At 71.2% G+C, this 17,588-nt stretch carries 20 protein-coding genes; 10 read left to right on the top strand and 10 right to left on the bottom strand.

Translation table 11 applies throughout. From position 1 onward, the window contains the following. Positions 1-101: 101 nt before the first annotated feature. The 3 genes from ABD361_RS12635 to ABD361_RS12625 all read left to right on the top strand — a co-directional run bounded on the left by ABD361_RS12635 (position 102) and on the right by ABD361_RS12625 (position 3,375). A complete protein-coding gene (locus tag ABD361_RS12635) occupies positions 102-809 on the top strand; it encodes a flavodoxin family protein (RefSeq protein WP_344435143.1) in 708 nt (235 codons plus the stop codon). A 435-nt stretch (positions 810-1,244) separates the two neighbouring features. Next, entirely contained in the window at positions 1,245-2,048 is an 804-nt protein-coding gene (locus tag ABD361_RS12630) for a helix-turn-helix domain-containing protein (RefSeq protein WP_344435141.1), read from the top strand. Between the two features lie 769 nt (positions 2,049-2,817). Next, a complete protein-coding gene (locus ABD361_RS12625) occupies positions 2,818-3,375 on the top strand; it encodes a DUF3291 domain-containing protein (RefSeq protein WP_344435139.1) in 558 nt (185 codons plus the stop codon). A gap of 129 nt (positions 3,376-3,504) precedes the next feature. On the opposite strand, the gene ABD361_RS12620 is transcribed toward ABD361_RS12625, so the two are convergent. After that, a complete protein-coding gene (locus ABD361_RS12620) occupies positions 3,505-3,642 on the bottom strand; it encodes a DUF6191 domain-containing protein (RefSeq protein ID WP_344435138.1) in 138 nt (45 codons plus the stop codon). Between the two features lie 181 nt (positions 3,643-3,823). Further along, positions 3,824-4,123 (bottom strand): DUF1330 domain-containing protein, encoded by a 300-nt coding sequence (locus ABD361_RS12615; RefSeq protein WP_344435137.1) that lies wholly within the window; start codon positions 4,121-4,123, stop codon positions 3,824-3,826. A 147-nt stretch (positions 4,124-4,270) separates the two neighbouring features. Here ABD361_RS12615 and ABD361_RS12610 point away from each other — a divergent pair, with 147 nt between their 5' ends. Both ABD361_RS12610 and ABD361_RS12605 read left to right on the top strand, forming a co-directional pair. Beyond that, positions 4,271-5,230 (top strand): AraC family transcriptional regulator, encoded by a 960-nt coding sequence (locus ABD361_RS12610; protein WP_344435135.1) that lies wholly within the window; start codon positions 4,271-4,273, stop codon positions 5,228-5,230. A gap of 272 nt (positions 5,231-5,502) precedes the next feature. Then, entirely contained in the window at positions 5,503-5,943 is a 441-nt protein-coding gene (locus ABD361_RS12605) for a hypothetical protein (RefSeq protein WP_344435134.1), read from the top strand. A 30-nt stretch (positions 5,944-5,973) separates the two neighbouring features. Here the strand turns inward: ABD361_RS12605 and ABD361_RS12600 are convergent, their stop codons facing one another. Continuing rightward, on the bottom strand, positions 5,974-7,239 hold the full coding sequence (locus ABD361_RS12600) for an alpha/beta hydrolase family protein (protein ID WP_344435133.1): 1,266 nt from the start codon (positions 7,237-7,239) through the stop codon (positions 5,974-5,976). Between the two features lie 307 nt (positions 7,240-7,546). After that, positions 7,547-8,509 (bottom strand): LysR family transcriptional regulator, encoded by a 963-nt coding sequence (locus tag ABD361_RS12595; protein WP_344435132.1) that lies wholly within the window; start codon positions 8,507-8,509, stop codon positions 7,547-7,549. Positions 8,510-8,580: 71 nt separating this feature from the next. On the opposite strand from ABD361_RS12595, the gene ABD361_RS12590 reads away from it, so the two are divergent. Beyond that, positions 8,581-9,225 (top strand): maleylpyruvate isomerase family mycothiol-dependent enzyme, encoded by a 645-nt coding sequence (locus tag ABD361_RS12590; protein ID WP_344435131.1) that lies wholly within the window; start codon positions 8,581-8,583, stop codon positions 9,223-9,225. Between the two features lie 5 nt (positions 9,226-9,230). Next, the gene (locus ABD361_RS12585; RefSeq protein ID WP_344435130.1) at positions 9,231-9,731 is read left to right on the top strand and encodes an anthrone oxygenase family protein; all 501 of its coding nucleotides are present in this window, start codon (positions 9,231-9,233) and stop codon (positions 9,729-9,731) included. 31 nt (positions 9,732-9,762) lie between these two features. Here ABD361_RS12585 and ABD361_RS12580 read toward each other — a convergent pair whose 3' ends face one another. Then, entirely contained in the window at positions 9,763-10,626 is an 864-nt protein-coding gene (locus ABD361_RS12580; RefSeq protein WP_344435129.1) for an MBL fold metallo-hydrolase, read from the bottom strand. A gap of 141 nt (positions 10,627-10,767) precedes the next feature. On the opposite strand from ABD361_RS12580, the gene ABD361_RS12575 reads away from it, so the two are divergent. Further along, positions 10,768-11,202, top strand: coding sequence for a MarR family winged helix-turn-helix transcriptional regulator (locus ABD361_RS12575; RefSeq protein WP_344435128.1), 435 nt, complete (start codon positions 10,768-10,770; stop codon positions 11,200-11,202). Here ABD361_RS12575 and ABD361_RS12570 read toward each other — a convergent pair. The 5 genes from ABD361_RS12570 to ABD361_RS12550 form a co-directional block, all read right to left on the bottom strand. Then, complete coding sequence (locus ABD361_RS12570) at positions 11,183-11,974, bottom strand: ABC transporter permease (protein WP_344435127.1); 792 nt, start codon at positions 11,972-11,974, stop codon at positions 11,183-11,185. The genes ABD361_RS12575 and ABD361_RS12570 overlap by 20 nt on opposite strands. Further along, positions 11,971-12,948 (bottom strand): ATP-binding cassette domain-containing protein, encoded by a 978-nt coding sequence (locus ABD361_RS12565; RefSeq protein WP_344435126.1) that lies wholly within the window; start codon positions 12,946-12,948, stop codon positions 11,971-11,973. The genes ABD361_RS12570 and ABD361_RS12565 overlap by 4 nt, the downstream gene beginning before the upstream one ends. 69 nt (positions 12,949-13,017) lie before the next feature. After that, entirely contained in the window at positions 13,018-13,863 is an 846-nt protein-coding gene (locus ABD361_RS12560; RefSeq protein ID WP_344435124.1) for a DUF4097 family beta strand repeat-containing protein, read from the bottom strand. 77 nt (positions 13,864-13,940) lie between these two features. Further along, positions 13,941-14,459 carry a hypothetical protein gene (locus ABD361_RS12555; RefSeq protein ID WP_344435123.1) on the bottom strand — a complete coding sequence of 173 codons (519 nt, stop codon included), beginning with the start codon at positions 14,457-14,459 and terminating at the stop codon, positions 13,941-13,943. Positions 14,460-14,661: 202 nt separating this feature from the next. Then, positions 14,662-15,876 (bottom strand): class I SAM-dependent methyltransferase, encoded by a 1,215-nt coding sequence (locus ABD361_RS12550; RefSeq protein WP_344435122.1) that lies wholly within the window; start codon positions 15,874-15,876, stop codon positions 14,662-14,664. A 416-nt stretch (positions 15,877-16,292) separates the two neighbouring features. On the opposite strand from ABD361_RS12550, the gene ABD361_RS12545 reads away from it, so the two are divergent. Together ABD361_RS12545 and groES are read left to right on the top strand one after the other, a co-directional pair. Further along, the gene (locus tag ABD361_RS12545) at positions 16,293-16,916 is read left to right on the top strand and encodes a polysaccharide deacetylase family protein (RefSeq protein WP_344435120.1); all 624 of its coding nucleotides are present in this window, start codon (positions 16,293-16,295) and stop codon (positions 16,914-16,916) included. 291 nt (positions 16,917-17,207) lie between these two features. Then, positions 17,208-17,516 (top strand): co-chaperone GroES, encoded by a 309-nt coding sequence (gene groES / locus ABD361_RS12540; RefSeq protein WP_004955293.1) that lies wholly within the window; start codon positions 17,208-17,210, stop codon positions 17,514-17,516. Positions 17,517-17,588 lie beyond the last annotated feature (72 nt).

Genomic DNA, 17,588 nt, shown 5'->3' with positions numbered 1-17,588 from the left:
CGATCGCTGTGGGGCGATGTTCGGCGTTGATGCGGTGGTGGGGGCGGGGTGGGATGGGTGGGCAAGCAGGGATTCGCCCACGCGGGAAGTAGTGAAGAGCAATGACAGGCAATGACGTTGACCGCGAGCAGGACGATGCGCCGACGGTCACGGTGACGGTGGTGTACCACTCGGTGCACGGCCACACCCGGGTCCTGGCCGAGCACCTGGCGGACGGGGCACGGCTCGTGCCGGGCGCCCGGGTGCACCTCGTCGAGATACGGCCCGAGGACGTCATCGCGGGCCGGTGGCACGATGCGGAAGTACTGGCGCTGCTCGACCGCTCCGACGCGATCGTTTTCGGTTGCCCGACGCTGATGGGCAGCGTGTCGGCGGTGTTCAAGGCGTTCATGGAGGCGGCGTTCACGCCGTTCGTCGCGCAGGCGTGGAAGGACAAGCTGGCGGGAGGGTTCACCATGTCCGCCTCGCAGAGCGGCGACAAGCTGGCGGTCCTGGAGCAGCTGGCGGTCTTCGGCGCCCAGCTGGGCATGCAGTGGATCGGCGTGGGCGACATGCCGGGCAACAACTGGAGCGGCGGCAGCCGCGACGACGTGAACCGGCTCGGCTCGTGGCTGGGCCTGATGAGCCAGAGCCACGCCGACTTGGGACCGGAGCAGGCCGGATCGCGCGGCGACCTGATCACGGCGGAGCGGTACGGCGAGCGGATCGCCCGGCTGGCGCAGCGCTGGGTCAACGCGGTGCCGTACGAGACCCCCCGGATGACCGAACACGAGGCGCGTGCGCTGTCGGCGTCGCTGAGGGACGCCTGAGGGCGGATTCGGGGTGGGGTGGGTGGGCGGGCGGGTGGGCGGGTGCGGGTGGTGTGCGTGGCCGGGGTCAGAACTTTGGCTGGCTACGCGGGGAGGGGTGGGGGGCGCGGGCCGGTTCCCGGGCTGCGGGTGGGCTTGGGGTTGGCCGCCGTTCTCGTGCCGTCACGGATGCGGGTGCGTGAGGAGATCGCGCCGCTTGTTTGTGGCTGAGGGGGAGCTGGCTGCTGCCGCGATGTGGCTTGCGCCGGTGGAGACGCTCCGCTCGTTCCACGTGTGGTGTGGCTGAGCGTCCGGCTGCGGATGGTTCGTGGTGGCAGCAGAAACCTTCATCGGCGGGCGGAGACGATGAGTGGAACGACCGGGTCGTGTGATCTGCGCTGCCTGAGAGCTTCCATGTGGCTACTTTGAGTAGTAGCGATGGGAAGGGGTGGTCCGATGACTCTGGAGTCCCAGCCGCCGATCGGCTGGCGGTACTGCGGGGACCAGCTGAAGCGGTGGCGCCAGCGGGCGGGCATTTCACGCGAGGAGCTCGCGAAGGAGGCGTGTGTCGGCGTCGAGTTGATCAAGTCGATCGAGCAGGGGCGGAGAAGGGCGAGCCTGAGGATCCTGCAGATCGCTGACCAGCTGTGCGGGGCGGGTGGCTTGCTGGAGGCGGCCCACCAGTACCTCCAGCCGGAGCCGCGGAGGCCCGCGGCGCAGGACTTCTTCCGGTACGAGGAGGAGGCGACAGCGCTCAGTTCGTTTGAGCCGACGCTCATCCCAGGCCTGCTGCAGACGGAGCGCACTGCCCGAGCCTTGTTCGGCAAGGCTTGGCCTCCGGTGGACGACGAGACTATCGATGAGCGCGTCGCCATCAGGCTGCGGCGCCAGCGTGTGCTCGACAAACAGTCGACAGCGTTTTCATTCGTCATCGGCGAGGAGCCGCTGCGGAAACCGCTGGCAGATGTGGATACCCACAGGGAGCAGCTGCGCTACCTGCTGGATATCGGTGCGCGGCGTAACGTGAATGTCCAGGTAATGCCGACAGACGAGTTCATGGAGCTCAAAAGCTCGTTCGTTCTGCTTGAGTTGGCGGGACTTGAGCGGATCGGCTACCAGGAGGGAAGCTTTGCCGGTGTCCTGGTGACTGACCTGGAGCGGATCAGGTACATGGCACATGGACTTTCACTGATCCATCAGGCTTCCCTCAGCCTGGACGACTCTACGCGCTTCATCGTGAACCTGATGAGGCAGTTGTGAACGACGAGTCGGTGCCGAAGTGCGCTCCGGACGCCGGGGCATACGTGCCCGCGATTTGGAGCGAATGCCCGGGTCGGAACCGAGTACTTCCGCTGTCGTGTTGGTGTGTGCACACGCCACGGCCTGCAGCCGGACGCTCAGCCACACCACACGTGGAACGAGCGGAGCGTCTCCACCGGCGCAAGCCACATCGCGGCAGCAGCCAGCTCCCCCTCAGCCACAAACCCACGGCGCGATCTCCTCACGCACCCGCATCCGTGACGGCACGAGAACGGCGGCCAACCCCAAGCCCACCCGCAGACCGCAAACGCACCCCGGCCCCCCCACCCCTCCCCTCGTAGCCAGCCAAAGTTCTGACCCCGGCCACGATCACCACCCGCACCCGAGGTTGAGCCCTCGGCCCCGGGGCGGCATTCGTCGCAGCGACCCACCACAACCTGCAGCCGGATGCTCAGCCACATCACACGTGGAACGAGCGGAGTGTCTCCACCGGCGCACGCCACAACGCCAGCAGCCAGCTCCCCGGCGATCGGCCGAAGTGGATCGCCGATACCCGGCAATCGGCCCGGCCCGTCACCGCCCCCTGACCCCGGAATGACCGCTACAAGAGGGCACTTGGGCAGGGAAAACGCAACTTCGACATTGCCCGCAGAGGCAGCTACCTTCACCTGGTCTTCGGCGATCGCCCGCGGTCGCGCAGGAGTTCCTTCAGGCTGAGCCACCCGCGAACCGGGTCCACACCAAGGCGCCCCGAACCAGGGAGAGACGTATGCCCCACCTTGCGCTGTACACATTCGGTGCCCTGAAGGCACCTCTCGCCGATCCCGCACCTCTTACCCGCGAACTCCACGAGAGCGGCGAGGCCATCTACCCGGAGATCAGCCAGCAGCCCGGATACCTCGGTCATGCTGAACCGACAGACCGCGACGGGGGCGCACACTTCGACTTGGACTGGGGTGCGTGGGGAGAGTTCGTCGTACCGACCTGGTACGACAAGGGCCGTACGGTGGAGACTGTCGCCCTGGCCGCGACCCTCTCGCTCTGGACCGACCTGCGTTCCGCCTTCGACGCCATCTACACCGGTCTGCACCGTGAGGCGTTGAACAGGCGTTACGACTGGTTCGAGCGGGCAGCACACCCGAATTACGTGTTCTGGTGGGTCTCCGACGGCGTGATACCCACCTGGGAGGACGGGGTCTCCAGGTTGCAACACCTCGACGACCACGGCTCCACGCCGCACGCCTTCACTTTCCGCGAATCGTTCGCCCCGGAGGGAACTCCGACGAGGGTTCAAGGCGTCGGGCCGAAGAGCGACCAGGTTCGCTGACACGGAAGCCTGTGACGGCGAACAGATGCGTCTGCGCTACGGCGCATCCGGCGCTCGGTGCCTCAGGACGGAGCCGACCACTTGCCAGCCCTCATCGGCTACCGCCGTCTCACTTCATGACGCCGTCCGCTACCCGCGCCGCCGGATTACCGCAGTCCCCGCGGCCAGGTCGATGCCCATGGGCGGCGGCGCCCCGTCCTGGACGTCGTCCCGCAGCACCAGCTCCGTCTGCCTCTGCTCGATCTGTACGCGCTTGTTGGCATTCATGAACGCGTGCAGTTCCTTCGTCACCGTGGCGCCCAGACCGACGCCGCCATGCGGCGAGCGTGCGGCCCGCCCGACGGCTTCCCCACGCCTCCGGAGGGCTGGCCGGCGGGCATGCCGTAGGCGGTCCCGGTGGGTGAGCCGGGTGCGCAGAAGGCGGTGGGGCTGATGTGCCGTCGCGAGGTCAGTGGCCCGGTCGGCCGGCTTCGCCGACGACGACGCGGACCGTGGAGTGCCGGCGGCGCAGTGCCTTGAGCGGCTGGTACTCCGGGGCGTCCCAGAACGCGCGGACGGCTTCCTTGCTGGGGAATTCGTGGATGACGAGGGTCGGGGGACGCCAGTCCCCCTCCAGCGTCAGGCAGTCGTCGTCGATGAGGAGGTTGCGCGCTCCGGCCTTTTCGATGAGCGGGGTCACGGCGTCGACGTACTGCTGGAAGCCGGCGGGGTCGTCGACGTCCAGGTCGATCACTACGTACGCGGTCATGGGGGCAGCTCCTTCAAGAGGCTGTCGGTGGGCGGTGATCCGACCGTACGGCGCGCGGCGCGGTCGCCTCCATGCGTCATGCGCCGACGAACATGCGTCATCGTCCGGCCCGCCGACCCGCCCAAGCGCGCGGGATAGATTCGCGAAATGGACGTACTGAGCGATGTGGTGACGACGATGAAGACCGGTCGTCCCAAGGTCACCCGCGCCCGGCGCTCCGGCCGGTGGGGAAGCCGCTTCGGCCCCTACCCGGGGGCCGGCTTCCACGTCGTGCTCAGCGGGGACTGCTGGCTGATACCACCGGAGGGCTCCCCGTTGCCGCTGACGACCGGCGATGTCGTCTTCCTGCCGCACGGTGCCGCGCACGGGGTCAGCGACAGTCCCGACCGGACGCTGGACCAGCTCCCCCAGGACCGGACGGAGACGCACGGGCCGGGCCTGGTCACGGACGTCGGTGACGAGGAGCCGGCCGGTGACCAGACGGTCCTGCTGTGCGGCGCCTACCGGCTCAACCGGGAGGTGGTCCATCCCTTCCTGCGGGGACTGCCCCAGGTCATCCACCTTCCCGCGCACCCCGGCCGGCAGGCCCAGCTCCGCTCGGCGGTCGAACTGCTGAGCCACGACGCCGTGCGGGACCGGGCCGGATCGGACGCGGCACTCCCGGCCCTGCTGGACCTGCTCATCGTCTACGCCCTGCGCGCGTGGCTGGAGCAGCAGTGCCCGGGGGAGAACGGGGGCTGGTGCGCGGCACTCACGGACCCCGCCGTCGCCGCCGCGCTCGACCGGATGCACCGCGAGCCGGCACGTGCCTGGAGTGTGCGGAGCCTGGCCGCGTCGGTCGGCCTGTCCCGTTCCGGTTTCGCGACGCGGTTCAGCTCCTACGTCGGCCAGTCGCCCATGGCCTACCTCGCCTGGTGGCGGCTGAGCACCGCCGCACGTCTCCTGCGCGAGGGCGACGCGCCGCTGGCGGCCGTCGCGCGTCAGGTGGGCTACGGGTCGGCGTCCGCCTTCGCCAACGCCTTCAAGCGGGAGTTCGGCACTGCGCCGGGCGCCTTCCGCAAGGACGGCGCCGTGCCTCGTTCCACTTCATCCTCATCCGCGAATTGACGGCAGGACTGCCAACCCCGGTCCACCACGCCGCGGCCCTCGCCCGCCGCCGCCGAGCACGTACGGGCCCAAGTGGCCCGGGCGCGAGCCGCCCTGCGGGCCTGAAGGGTGTCCGACGGGTCGCGCGGTCGTGCGGTCGGTCACGCAAGGCGACGGGCGCGCTGGTCGGTCACGCGGTGCTGTCCACCGTTGGGGTTCCTGCGGCTTGTTCGGGCCCGTGCGGCGCGGCGCGCTTTTAGGGTGGACGGCTGCGATCGAAGGGATGATCAAAGATGCGACCCGCACGCTTCCAGGAGTTCACTGTCAAGGCGCTGGCCGAGGCGCCGTACATCCGGACCGTCGAGCCGGTGAACGAACCCGGCGAGCGCCCGCACGGTTTGGAGATCACCTTCACGAACGGCGCACAGCTGCAGGTGGGGATCACGTACGCGCGGGCCGATGGCGAAAAGTTCGAGGACGCGGACGGCACGCCGGTTGCGGAGTCCCCCGTCGAGGGGGAGCCGCCGGCCGCCGTGCCGTGGCCGGAGCTGCCCTCGACCGGGCGCCGGGAGCCGCGGGACCTTGAGCCGTACCTGGTGAGTGCCTTGGTCAACTCGGGGAACGCCGAGATCGCCTCGGTGTACGGGTACTCCGACCGGGAGGCTCCGGCCAAGTATCCCGGTGCCGGAGTACGTTTTCACAACGGGTCGCGGATCTTCATGTTCTTCGAGTGATCCGGATCCGGCACGCTTCGGTCGGTCTTCTCACTCCGTTTTCGCGGACTCGTCGAAGAACCGGATGATCCGCGGCAGGGCTTGCCGCAGCGATCCGCTGTGGTCGTAGTTGCCCACGTCGGTCAGCCGGCGTGCGGCGCCGTTCGTCGTGAGCTGGTCGGCGCAGTACGTCGCGTGAGCGAAGTCGACGTCCTTGTCGCCTCGGCCGTGGAAGATCTGGACGGGCACGTTCGGCCGCCAGTTGCAGGTGTTGTCCATCGGGCGCAGCTTGTCCTTCAAGACGCCGTCGGGCGTGCGGATCTTGTTGAGGAAGTCCTCGGTGAACAGGTCCTTGGAGGCTGCCGGGAGTGCGCTGACGATCTGCCCGGTGGTGTGGTGGCCGTCGAAGAGGCCCTCCACCTTCTTGTCGTAGGGAGAGCGGAAGGCGTCGCCGGGTGATGCGTAGAGGCCGTACATCCTGTTCCATGCGGTGACGAAGTAGGCGAGGTAGATGCCGGATTTGGCGATCTTGTCGTCGGCCGCGGCGGCCTCGAAGGCCGAGAGGTCGTAGGGGCCGCTGACCGGGGCGAGTGCTCCCAGCCGGAAGTAGCGGTCGGCGTCCTCCTGCTGAAGCGCCCGGCCCACCAGCATGGTCGCGGGGCCGCCTTGCGAGAACCCGCTGACCTGCACCTTCCGCTTCAGCTCCCGGCCCTTGCGGTGGGCGATGGTACGGGCTGCGCGCAGGCCGTCCACCGAGGCCGCGACCGTGGCCCGGGGGTCGCCGTAGGGGTGGAAGCCCTCGCCCGAGCCGAGTCCGACGTAGTCGGGCGCCGAAACGGCCCGCCCGGTCGAGGCGAACAGCAGCGCGGTGAGCCGGTCGGTCGACTTCGGGTTCTGCGAGGCGACGTCCTTGCGGTGGACGGTGGTGCCGTGCAGCCAGGAAACGGTGGACAGGTGGCGTGCCCCGTTCCTGGGCAGGACGACGAGCTGGCTCGCGGTCGTGGGGGCGCCCGTGCTGTCAGTGGTGCGGTAGGTGACCCGGTAGGCGGTCACGCCGTAGCGGACCGGGGACGAGTCGATCTCTCCCCGGAGTTGCCCGGCCACTTCCTCCGCTGTCAGGTCGGCCACCTGCTCGACGGAGACGACGGCCCCGCCCTGTGCCCGCTCGCCGTGGGAGCCGGCCGCCGATGCCGATGCCGGTACCGACGGCGATACCGACGGCGATGCCGATGCCGATGCCGGGGCGACCAGGGCGGACACGCTGCCGAGAACCGCCGCACCAGCCAGAATGCGCATTCTTGTTCGCCGTGAAGTCATGGTTGGATCATGGTCGTTGGCCGCATTGCCGCGGTATGGAGCGATCCCCCGGGGCCGTGATGGGGGAATCCCCCGGACCCGCCCCAGCTCGCCCAGGGCGTGTCCGGCGGATCATGCAGCGCCCCGTCAGGGGCGCGGGGCAGTGCCGATCTGCGGCTGCCGCCGCGTGGGCGCGATCGGCCACCGACGGCCCGCAGCCGACGCACCACCTCGGGGCCCGGGCTCAGCCCGGCACTCCGTCTGCGGGCGCGTCGTGGCTTGTCGCGCCCACGCGGCGTAGCCGCACATCGACACTGCCCCGCGCCCCTTACGGGGCGCCGTGGATCACGCTGATCGTCGGCAGGGCCTCGCGGAGCCGGTCGAGGAGTGCTCGGGCTGCGGGGCTCGCGGGGCCGGTGGCCCGCCAGGCGAGGGCGATGCGCGCGCGAATCGCGGGTTGGGTGATGGTCAGGGTCCGCAGGGGCCCGCCATCCCCCGGAGCCGGGCCGTCGCCCTCGCCCTCGCCCTTGCCCTCGCCCTCGCCCGCCGGCAGCACCGCGACGCCCAGGCCGCGGGCGGCGAGCTGGGCGAGCACCCGCGGCGCTGCCGCCTCGAAGGCGACGCGGGGCCGGAAGCCCGCCTCCGCGCAGGCGCGTTCGAGTGCGGCGCGCACCCCGGTGCCGCGCGGCAGGCAGATCAGCGCGCGGTCGCGCAGTTCGGCGAGGGGGACGCTCGTACGGCCGGCGGGGGCGAGGAGCGGGTCCCCGGGCGCGGCGACGACGGCCAGGGGAACGTCGATGACGGTGTGGAGGGACAGGCCGGGCGGGGGCACCTCGTCGGTGGGTCCGAGGAGGGCGATGTCGAGCTCGCCGGCGAGGAGTGCGGCCTGCATCCGCTCCGAGGTGTCCTCGGTGAGGGCGACTTCCAGCGCGGGGTGGGCGTCGTGGAAGTCGGCGAGGAGCGAGGCGATGTCGAACGCGTGGCCCGTGGCCCCTGAGACGAGGCCGAGGGAGACGCGGCCGCGCAGCAGCCCCGTGAACGCGTCGGCCGTCTGCCGTACCGCATCGGCGGCTGCCAGCGCGGCCCGGGCGTACGGCAGGACGGCCCGGCCCGTCTCGGTCAGGGTCACCGAACGGTGGGAGCGGTCGAGCAGCGGCTGCCCCAGCTCCTTTTCCAGCTGGCGGATCTGCGCGCTCAGGCCCGGCTGGGCGAGGTGCAGGCGGGCGGCTGCGCGCGTGAAACCGCCCTCTTCGACGACGGTGACGAAGTAGCGCAGCTGGCGGAGTTCCATAAGCAGCAATGCTAGATGGCAGCACAACTGTCTATTGGAAATATGGATCGGCCGCCCGCACGCTTGATCACATGCACAACGCGACCGACATCACGGTCATCAAGGCCGCCATCGCGGCGGAACGCCGGGAGCTGGCCGACCTCTTCGACGGCCTGCAGACCGATGCGTGGAACGCGCCCAGCCTGTGCGAGGGGTGGCGGGTCCGCGAGGTCGTCGCCCACATGTCGATGGGGTTCCGGCTCTCCCTGCCCGTCACCCTGGGCGAGCTGGTCAAGGCGCGCGGGAATCTGCACCGCATGACCGACCGCGTCGCCCGCAGGGACGCGGCCGCCCACTCCACTGACGCGCTCAGCGCCTTTCTGCGGGACAACGCCCACCACCCCTGGACGCCACCGGTCGGCGGGTTCGTCGGGGCCCTCGGCCATGACGTGGTGCACGGACTGGACGTCACCGTCGCCCTCGGACTCGAACGGCGCGTCCCCGAGGACCGGCTGCGCGTCCTGCTCGACGACATCAAGCCCCGCGGCCTGAAGTTCTTCGGCGTCGACCTCCGCGGAGTGCGGCTGTGCGCCGAGGACATGGACTGGTCCTACGGTTCCGGCGCCCCGGTGTACGGCGCCGCCCAGGATCTGCTCCTGCTCGCCTTCGGCCGCAGGCTCCCGTACGGCCGCCTGCAGGGCGAGCCGAGCGGCCGCTTCACGTGCACCGGCCGGTGAGAGCCGTGACGACGACCGCGCGCACCCGGCTCCTGCAGGCACTCTCGCTGTTCTCCACCGGGCTGCTGGCCGGCGCCTTCGCCTACGGAGCCGCCAACCTCGTCCCGACGTTCGATGTCGTGCCGATCGGCATGCGACTCGACTTCCACACGGCCCTGATGGCGAAGAACGGCATCACCATGCAGAGCGCGATGGCCGTCTCGGCCCTGAGCACCCTCGCCCTGGCCGTCGCCGAACGCGGCCGGGCACGCGCCCTCGCCGGGGCGGCGGGAGCCCTTGTGATCGCGTCGTTCCTGATCACGCGGTTCGGGAACGTGCCCATCAACGGCCGCATCAAGCAGTGGGCCGCCACCGCGCCACCGGCCGGCTACGTGGACGTCCTGCGCCGCTGGGAACTGTTCAACGACGCCCGCACGCTGTCCGCGGCCGTCGCCTTCGGGCTGCTGGTCCTTCTCGCCCTCCCCCCGGCGGCTGCCGGGCGCTCCCCGCAGGCGTCATCGGCGTAGCGCCCGGCAGCGCCCGGCGACAGCGCCCGGCTCAGGCGTCCACCGGCCGCCAGGCCGGGCCCGTCCCGCCGGGCCGGACGTGGCCGAAGACCACGTCGGCGAAGTGGACGCCGAAGCCGATCGTGCCGGGCTCCGCGAGCTCGGCGACGAGGCGGTGGCGGTGGTCGGCGGTGCGGGCGGTGTCGTGGTCGAAGCCCGCGGACCACTCGGGGTGGTCGGCCTGGATCGGCGAGTGCATGGCGTCGCCGAAGGCGATCAGCCGCCGGCCGCCCCCGGTGATGACGTACTCGGCGTGCCCGACGGTGTGGCCGGGGGTGATCCGTACGCGGACGCCGGGGAAGATCTCCTGCCCGTCGGCGATCGTACGGACGTGCGGCGCGAGGGCGGCGACCTGCTCGGTCATGCCCTGGGCCGCCAGGATGTCGCGCCCCTCCCACTCCGGCTCGGAGATCAGGTAGTCGGCGTGGGCGAACGTGGGCTCGCAGGCCCAGCCCAGGTGGTCGGCGTGGAGGTGGGTGAAGGCCACGGCTTCGACGTCCTCGGGGGCGCGGCCGAGCTCGGCCAGGCTCTGCGGGAGCGCGCCGCCGCGGATCGTGGCGAGCGGGCCGTCGGGAACCTGGAGCGTCTGGGGGCCGATGCCCGTGTCGATCAGCAGCGCGCGGTCGCCGTGCTCCACGAGCAGGGCGCCGACGCTCACCACGAGGTGTCCCGCGGCGTCGAGGTACTCCGGGTGCGCGGCCCATACCTCGTCGGTGGTGTCCGGGAGCACCTGCAGCGGCCGGAGCCGTGCGTCGCCGTCCGGTACGTACGACACCTTCAGCTCGCCGAGCCGTATCGAACGGATGCCCGAGGGGCGGCGCAGTCGTTCGCCCTGATCCGTCGTCACGTCAGCCATGGGTTCTCCTTCGAGGGGTCTCGCGACCGGTGGGGCCTTTCGGCCGGTGGGTCTTTCGGCGACGGCGCCCACCATAAGCATCAAGCTCGAATCATTCAAGCTATAAATATGTTGGCTTGATGCACTTGGTAGGCTGGCGGTATGACGACGTCACCGGAGTCGCAGGCCATCGCCGAGCGGCAGCTGTGCGGTCTGGTGAACGGGCTGGCCCAGCGGATCGCGGACCACGTACGGGAGCGCGCCGCCGTCCTGGGGCTCACCGCGCCCCAGGCCACCGCTCTGCGGGAGATGACCGGGCCGATGACCATGCGGGAGCTCGCCGAACGGATGTGCTGCGAGCCCTCCAACGCCACCTTCGTCGTCGACAAGCTGGAGAAGCAGAACCTCGTCGAACGCCGTCCGCACCCCGTCGACCGCCGCGCGAAGCACCTCGTCCTCACCGCCGAGGGCACCGCACTGCGCGAACGCCTCCGCGCACTCCTCGCCGAGGGCTCCCCGCTGGCCGGCCTCTCGCCCGAGGAGCAGGGCGTCCTGCACGGCCTGCTGGAGCGGGCCATCACTTCGGATCGCGGTTGAACTTCGCCGTCGACCAGAAGTAGCCGAGCACGGTCAGGGCCAGGCACCAGGCGGCGGCCAGCCATCCGTTGTTGCCGATCCCGCCGCCGAGCAGCAGCCCCCGCAGGGTTTCGATGGCCGGCGTGAACGGCTGGTACTCGGCGAACGGCCGGAACCAGCCGGGCATCGCGTCGACCGGGACGAAGGCACTGGACAGCAGCGGCAGCAGGATCATCGGCAGCGCGTTGTTGCTGGCGGCCTCGGCGTTCGGGCTGATCAGGCCCATGCCGACCGCGATCCAGGTGAGTGCCAGGGCGAAGAGGACGAGAAGCCCGAACGCCGCCAGCCACTCAAGGACGCCGGCGTGATGGGACCGGAAGCCGATGGCCACGGCGACGGCGCCGACGAGGACCACGCTGAGGACCGACTGCAGCACGCTGCCGGCGACGTGCCCGACGAGCACCGCACCGCGGTGGATCGGCATCGTGCGGAAGCGGGCGATGACGCCCTCGGTCATGTCGTTGGAGACGGACACCGCGGTCCCGACGACGGTGCCGCCGATGGTCATCAGCAGGATGCCGGGGACGAGATAGGCGATGTACGCGGAGCGGTTCGCGCCGCCGCCACCGATGCCCGCGCTCATCACGTCCCCGAAGACGTAGACGAAGAGCAACAGCAGCATGATCGGGGTGAGCAGCAGGTTCAGGGTCATGGACGGGTAGCGCCGGGCGTGCAGGAGGTTGCGCCGCAGCATCGTGGACGAGTCGCGCACGGCGAGGGAGAGAGAGCTCATCGGACGGTCTCCTCGGACGGGTGGGGGACGCCGGCGCCGCCGGTCAGGGCGAAGAACACGTCGTCGAGGTCGGGGGTGTGCACGGTCAGCTCGTCCGCCTGGACGCCGGCCGCGTCCAGCCAGTCGAGGATCGAGCGCAGCTCGCGCTGGCTGCCGTCGCTGGGGATCCGGAGGCTGAGGGCCTCGTCGTCGCGGGCGGCCTCGCGCAGGGCGAGGGCGGCGCAGCGGTACGCGGCCGGGTCGGTGAAGCGGAGGCGGACGTGCCCGCCGGGGACGAGCCGCTTGAGCTCCCCGGCGGTGCCCTCGGCGGCGATCCGGCCGTCGTGGAGCACCGCGATGCGGTCGGCGAGGTCGTCGGCCTCGTCCAGGTACTGCGTGGTGAGGAAGACGGTGACGCCGCCGGCGACCAGCTCGCGGACGATGCCCCACATGGTGTGGCGGGAGCGCGGGTCGAGGCCGGTGGTCGGCTCGTCGAGGAAGATGATGCGCGGGTCGCCGACGAGCGTCATGGCGATGTCGAGGCGGCGCCTCATGCCGCCGGAGTAGGTGGAGGCCGGCTTCTTCGCGGCGTCGGCGAGGTCGAAGCGCTCCAGCAGTTCGGCGGCGGTGCGGCGGCCCTCGCGGCGGGAGAGGTGGTGCAGGTCCGCCATGAGCAGCATGTTCTCCTCGCCGGTGATCAGGTTGTCGACGGCGGAGAACTGGCCGGTGACGCCGATGGCGGCGCGGACCGCCTGGGACTCGGTGGCGAGGTCGTGGCCGGCGATGCGGGCCTGCCCGCCGTCGGCGGTGACGAGGGTGGACAGGATCTTGACGGCGGTGGTCTTGCCGGCGCCGTTCGGGCCGAGCAGCGCGAAGACGCTGCCCGCCGGGACGTGCAGGTCGATCCCGTCGAGGACGAGCTTGTCGCCGTAGGACTTGCGCAGGCCGGTGGCGGAGATCGCGGGCGGCATCGCGGAGCGTGTTGAGGTGGGCATGACAGGAGACGGCATGGGTCCTCCCATGTCGAAGGCTGGAGTGGCAGGGGGTGGGGGAGGGGCGGAGGGTCAGACCCGGGCGCGGAGGATGTCGATGTTGCCGTACCGGGTACGGGCGCGGACCTCGACGGTGTCCTCGCTCTTCTCCGGGGCCTCGGACGCGGTGAGCGCGTTGCGCACCTGGCCGGCGCCCGAGCTGACGTCGAGCCAGGCGGCGGTGCCCTCGCGGACGCCGACCTCGATGGCGCCGTAGGCGGTCTCCAACTGGACGGTGCCGCGCCGCACTTCGCCCACGCGGACGGTGCCGTGGGCGGTGGTGGCGGTGACCGAGCCCCCGGCGCGGCGGACGTCGATGTCGCCGTTGGCGTTGCTCACCCGCAGCTCGCCGGTCGCGGTGTCGACGAGCGTGGTGCCGTGCGAGTTCTTCAGGACGGCGGAGCCGTCGACGAAGCCGACGCGCAGGCTGCCGGTGCTGGTGGTGATCTCGGCCGCGCCCTCGATGCGGTCGACGGTGATCGAGCCGTGCGACGCCTTCAGGTGCAGCGGGCCGGTCGTGTCGAGGCGGACGTCGCCGGACGAGGTCTTCACCCGGACCTCGCCGAGCCGGCCCTCGCCGAGCACCTGGGCCCAGGCGCCGGTCATGTCCACGCGCGAGGCCGTGGGCAGTTCCACCGTCACGTCGACGGTGCCGGTGCGGCCGACGAGGTAGCGCGCCTTGGGCGTCCTGACGGTCAGCGCGCCGTTCGCGTACGTGACCTCGGTCTGGTCGGCCGCCCGCACGTCCAGGTCCTTCTTCGGGTCGCGGGGCCGCACCTCGACGACGGTGTCGGGGCGGTCGCTCGCGGCGAAGCGAAGGGAACCGGCCTCCACGTGCGCGGTGACCGAGATCGGTGCAGGAGTGTCGAAAGAAGGCATGGCTGTGCCGTCCTCTTGGGTCGTGGGAGCGTCCCCGCTGGTGGGACGTGGTGTGGGTGGAGCGGGGCGGGTGCGGGTCAGCGCACCCAGCCGGTGATGCTCTGTCCGACGGTGCGCGTCTTCTGCGGCGTACGCGGCCGGGTGCCGCCGTCGACGGCGGCCGACACGGCCCGTACCAGCCAGGCGTTGACCGACAGGCCCTCGCGGCTCGCGGCCTCCTCGGCGCGCGCCTTGAGGTGGGCCGGCAGGCGCAGGTTGACGCGGGCGGTGCCGCCCTCGTCGCCCTCGGCGGGCACGTGCGCCGCCAGCAGATCCGCCGGGGCGGCGGACACCTGCGGGGAGCCCGCGTCGGCCGGCGGCAGAGTGACGACGAAGTCGGGGTCGAGGCCGCGCAGCCGTACGTCGACCGAGCCGGGAGCCAGCTCGCGGGTGATCTCGTCCATCGCGGCGGAGAGCACGTTGAGCATGGTCAGGCGGGTCGCCGACTCCAGGGGGGCGGTCAGCCGCTCCGCCAGCTCACGGGCGTCCTCCCCGCCGGCTTCGGCGGCCACCGCGAGCTCGCGACGGAGGGTGTCGACATACGGGGTGAGGTCCATGACGCCATGATGGCATCATCGTGGCGCCATCCGCAAGCCCCCGTGGTGTCACAGGGGTCGACTTTCGTTGGCGCCCGCGTTGACCTGCGGAAATGTCGGGGAGTCGGGGTGGTGACGGGTGGCGCCAAGGGGTGCCATGTGGCGCCACCTGGTGCCATGTGGCGCCAGGTGGTGCCACCGGTGCCGCCCCGGGCCGCCTGCCTCAGGCCGCCGGCTGTCCCAGCAGCATCACCGGTGCGCCCGCGGCGCGGGTGAGGATGATGACGCAGGAGTGGGGGCCGTCGAGCTTGAGCTTCTTGCGGAGCTCCTCGGGTTCGACGGCGGAGCCGCGCTTCTTGATGACGGCGATGCCGATGCCGCGTTCGCGGACGAGGGCCTTGAGTTTCTTGAGGTTGAAGGGCAGGACGTCCGTGATCTCGTACGCCGTGGCGTACGGGGTCGGGTGCAGTTCGTCGCTGGTGACGTAGGCGATGGTGCCGTCGATCAGGCCGGCGTCGTCGGACAGCGCTGCCGCCACGTCCGCGACGAGGTGGGCGCGGATGACGGCGCCGTCCGGTTCGTAGAGGTAGCGGCCCACGGGGCGCACGGCGGGGTCGGGGAGGTCGGCGCCGGTCAGGTGGGTGCCGGCGGGCAGGAGGGTGGCGCGCCGGGTGCCGGGCCCGGTGCCGAACCACAGGACGGCCTCCTTGACGTCACCGCCGTCGGAGATCCACTCGGCCTCGGCGTCGTCCGGGACGGCCTCGTGGGGGATGCCGGGAGCGATCTTCAGGGCGGCGTGCGGGGCGCTGCGGGCGGCGTCGATCGCCCAGGACAGGGGCGGGGAGTATGCCTCCGGGTCGAAGATGCGGCCGCGGCCGCCGCGGCGGGCGGGGTCGACGAAGACGGCGTCGTAGCCGGAGGTGTCGACGTCGGTGACGTCGGCGCAGCGGACCTCGATGAGGTCGGCGAGGCCGAGGGCCTCGGCGTTGGCGCGGGCGACCGCGGCCGTGAGCGGGTCGCGGTCGACGGCCAGGACGGCGATGCCGGCGCGGGCGAGGGCGATGGCGTCCCCGCCGTTGCCGCAGCACAGGTCGGCGAGGCGGCGTACGCCGAGGGCGGCGAAGCGACGGGCGCGGTGGGCGGCGACGGAGGCGCGGGTGGCCTGTTCGACGCCGTTGGGGGTGAAGAACATGCGGTGCGCGTCGGCCGCGCCGAACTTCGCGACCGCGCGCTGCCGCAGACGGGCCTGCCCGAGGGCGGCGGAGACCAGCTCGGCGCGGTGCTCGCGGCGCAGCCGGGTGGCGGTGGCGAGCTCCCGGGCCGGGTCGTAGTCCCGCAGGTCGTCCAGCAGGCGGCGGCCCTCGTCGGTGAGGAGGGCGGCGAAGACGTCGGCCTCGGGGCTGGTCCCGGGGGCGGTCTCGGCGTTCGGTGCGGGCACGTGCTCCAACGTACCCCGGCGCCATGCGCTGGTCGCGCGCGTGATCGCGGCTGCGGGGACGGCAGAGGACGGCAGGGGCCCGCTGCCCGGGGACTCCCCACTCGCAGTGATCGAACCCGTGGACAAGAATCGTCAGCGTGAGCCCCTTCTTTTCCGGCCGCCGACGTGCCGCCGCCGCTGCTGCCGCTGGTTCTGCCGTTCTGATGCTGATAGCCGGGTGTTCCTCGGCGGGGTCGGGGAGCGCGGCGCGTCCGTCGGGTTCCCCCTCGGCCTCCTCGACTCCCTCGGCTGTCACCGGGACGCCGCACCCGGGGAAGGGCGAGTCGGCGCCCGACGCCGCCGCGTACCGGCGCTGGGGGCTGGAGCGGCCGCTGTCCGCCCCGCCGGCGCCGCCCGCGAAGAAGATCACGGACGGGATGAGGGAGGGGGACGCTCCGAAGATCGTGCAGCGCATCCCCACCCAGGACAAGGTCGTCTTCCTGACCTTCGACGACGGGGCCGAGAAGGATCCGCAGTTCGTGAAGATGGCCAAGGACCTGAAGCTGCCGTTCACGATGTTCCTGACGGACAGCGTCGCCCGCACGGGTCAGGGCTACGGCTACTTCGAGCAGCTGCGCGACGCTCCGGGCGGGGACGTGCGCAACGGCGTGGACAACCACACGATCGACCACCCGAACCTGCGCACCCTGTCGGCGGAGGCGCAGAAGAAGGAGATCTGCACGCAGCAGGAGACGCTGCAGAAACGATTCGGCGAGCGGCCTGCGCTGTTCCGGCCGCCGTACGGCAACTACAACGACGCCACGCTCGCGGCGGCGAGGGCGTGCGGGGTGCGGGCGGTCGTCCTGTGGGAGGCCACGATGCAGATCAACGACATGCGCTACGCGGCGGCGGACGGGCTGCGGCCGGGCGACATCGTGCTGGCGCACTTCCGCGGGCCGCAGGAGCTGAAGGGGACGACGATGACGCAGATGGTCACGAACATGCTGCGCAGCATCGAGCGCCAGGGCTACACGGTGGGCCGCCTGGAGGACTACGTCTGAGGCCGCGCCCGGCGCGCACGGGAGTTGCCCGCCGCCGGGCCGGACGGCTCGCGGTGGCCTTGCCCAGGAGTACACCCACCGCCCGGTGGGTAGGGTGCGGCTCGCCGCAGGCGAATTGGCACTCCGCTTGACCGAGTGCTAACCGCGTCATAGTCTCGGCTCCGTTGGCACTCTCCACCGGCGAGTGCCAAACGCAGCGACGGGCAGGTCCGGCACCCGCGACGACGGATCGACCTGGTCGCCACCTCAGACAGTTAACCCCGTGAGATCTCCGAAGGGGGAGGTCGGATCGTGACGACCGCCAGCTCCAAGGTTGCCATCAAGCCGCTCGAGGACCGCATCGTGGTCCAGCCGCTCGACGCCGAGCAGACCACGGCCTCCGGCCTGGTCATTCCGGACACCGCCAAGGAGAAGCCCCAGGAGGGCGCCGTCCTGGCCGTGGGCCCGGGCCGCTTCGAGAACGGCGAGCGCCTCCCGCTCGACGTGAAGGTCGGCGACGTCGTTCTGTACAGCAAGTACGGCGGCACCGAGGTGAAGTACAACGGCGACGAGTACCTCGTCCTCTCGGCTCGCGACGTGCTCGCGATCATCGAGAAGTAATTCACCAGCAACACGTCTGCGCCCCTGGCTCCCGCGCCCATTCAGCCGGGCGCCCGGGGCGCAGTTCGTTGA

Origin of the sequence: Streptomyces luteosporeus, from assembly GCF_039532865.1 — a bacterium.
In the GTDB taxonomy this organism is placed as follows: Bacteria; Actinomycetota; Actinomycetes; order Streptomycetales; family Streptomycetaceae; genus Streptomyces; species Streptomyces luteosporeus.
The sequence above is the reverse complement of the archived record's forward strand: the minus strand, read 5'-3'. Positions and strand labels throughout refer to the sequence as shown.

What these genes read in the sequence shown, in the direction of transcription:
- ABD361_RS12625 (WP_344435139.1), top strand. Translation starts at nt 2,818, where the DNA reads ATGCCCCACCTTGCGCTGTACACATTCGGTGCCCTGAAGGCACCTCTC.
- ABD361_RS12545 (WP_344435120.1), top strand. Translation starts at nt 16,293, where the DNA reads ATGAGGGAGGGGGACGCTCCGAAGATCGTGCAGCGCATCCCCACCCAG.
- ABD361_RS12590 (WP_344435131.1), top strand. Translation starts at nt 8,581, where the DNA reads ATGCACAACGCGACCGACATCACGGTCATCAAGGCCGCCATCGCGGCG.
- ABD361_RS12570 (WP_344435127.1), bottom strand. Translation starts at nt 11,974, where the DNA reads ATGAGCTCTCTCTCCCTCGCCGTGCGCGACTCGTCCACGATGCTGCGG.
- ABD361_RS12620 (WP_344435138.1), bottom strand. Translation starts at nt 3,642, where the DNA reads ATGAATGCCAACAAGCGCGTACAGATCGAGCAGAGGCAGACGGAGCTG.
- ABD361_RS12595 (WP_344435132.1), bottom strand. Translation starts at nt 8,509, where the DNA reads ATGGAACTCCGCCAGCTGCGCTACTTCGTCACCGTCGTCGAAGAGGGC.
- ABD361_RS12575 (WP_344435128.1), top strand. Translation starts at nt 10,768, where the DNA reads ATGACGACGTCACCGGAGTCGCAGGCCATCGCCGAGCGGCAGCTGTGC.
- ABD361_RS12605 (WP_344435134.1), top strand. Translation starts at nt 5,503, where the DNA reads ATGCGACCCGCACGCTTCCAGGAGTTCACTGTCAAGGCGCTGGCCGAG.
- ABD361_RS12560 (WP_344435124.1), bottom strand. Translation starts at nt 13,863, where the DNA reads ATGCCTTCTTTCGACACTCCTGCACCGATCTCGGTCACCGCGCACGTG.
- ABD361_RS12635 (WP_344435143.1), top strand. Translation starts at nt 102, where the DNA reads ATGACAGGCAATGACGTTGACCGCGAGCAGGACGATGCGCCGACGGTC.
- ABD361_RS12565 (WP_344435126.1), bottom strand. Translation starts at nt 12,948, where the DNA reads ATGCCCACCTCAACACGCTCCGCGATGCCGCCCGCGATCTCCGCCACC.
- ABD361_RS12610 (WP_344435135.1), top strand. Translation starts at nt 4,271, where the DNA reads ATGGACGTACTGAGCGATGTGGTGACGACGATGAAGACCGGTCGTCCC.
- ABD361_RS12600 (WP_344435133.1), bottom strand. Translation starts at nt 7,239, where the DNA reads ATGACTTCACGGCGAACAAGAATGCGCATTCTGGCTGGTGCGGCGGTT.
- ABD361_RS12555 (WP_344435123.1), bottom strand. Translation starts at nt 14,459, where the DNA reads ATGGACCTCACCCCGTATGTCGACACCCTCCGTCGCGAGCTCGCGGTG.
- ABD361_RS12630 (WP_344435141.1), top strand. Translation starts at nt 1,245, where the DNA reads ATGACTCTGGAGTCCCAGCCGCCGATCGGCTGGCGGTACTGCGGGGAC.
- ABD361_RS12580 (WP_344435129.1), bottom strand. Translation starts at nt 10,626, where the DNA reads ATGGCTGACGTGACGACGGATCAGGGCGAACGACTGCGCCGCCCCTCG.
- ABD361_RS12615 (WP_344435137.1), bottom strand. Translation starts at nt 4,123, where the DNA reads ATGACCGCGTACGTAGTGATCGACCTGGACGTCGACGACCCCGCCGGC.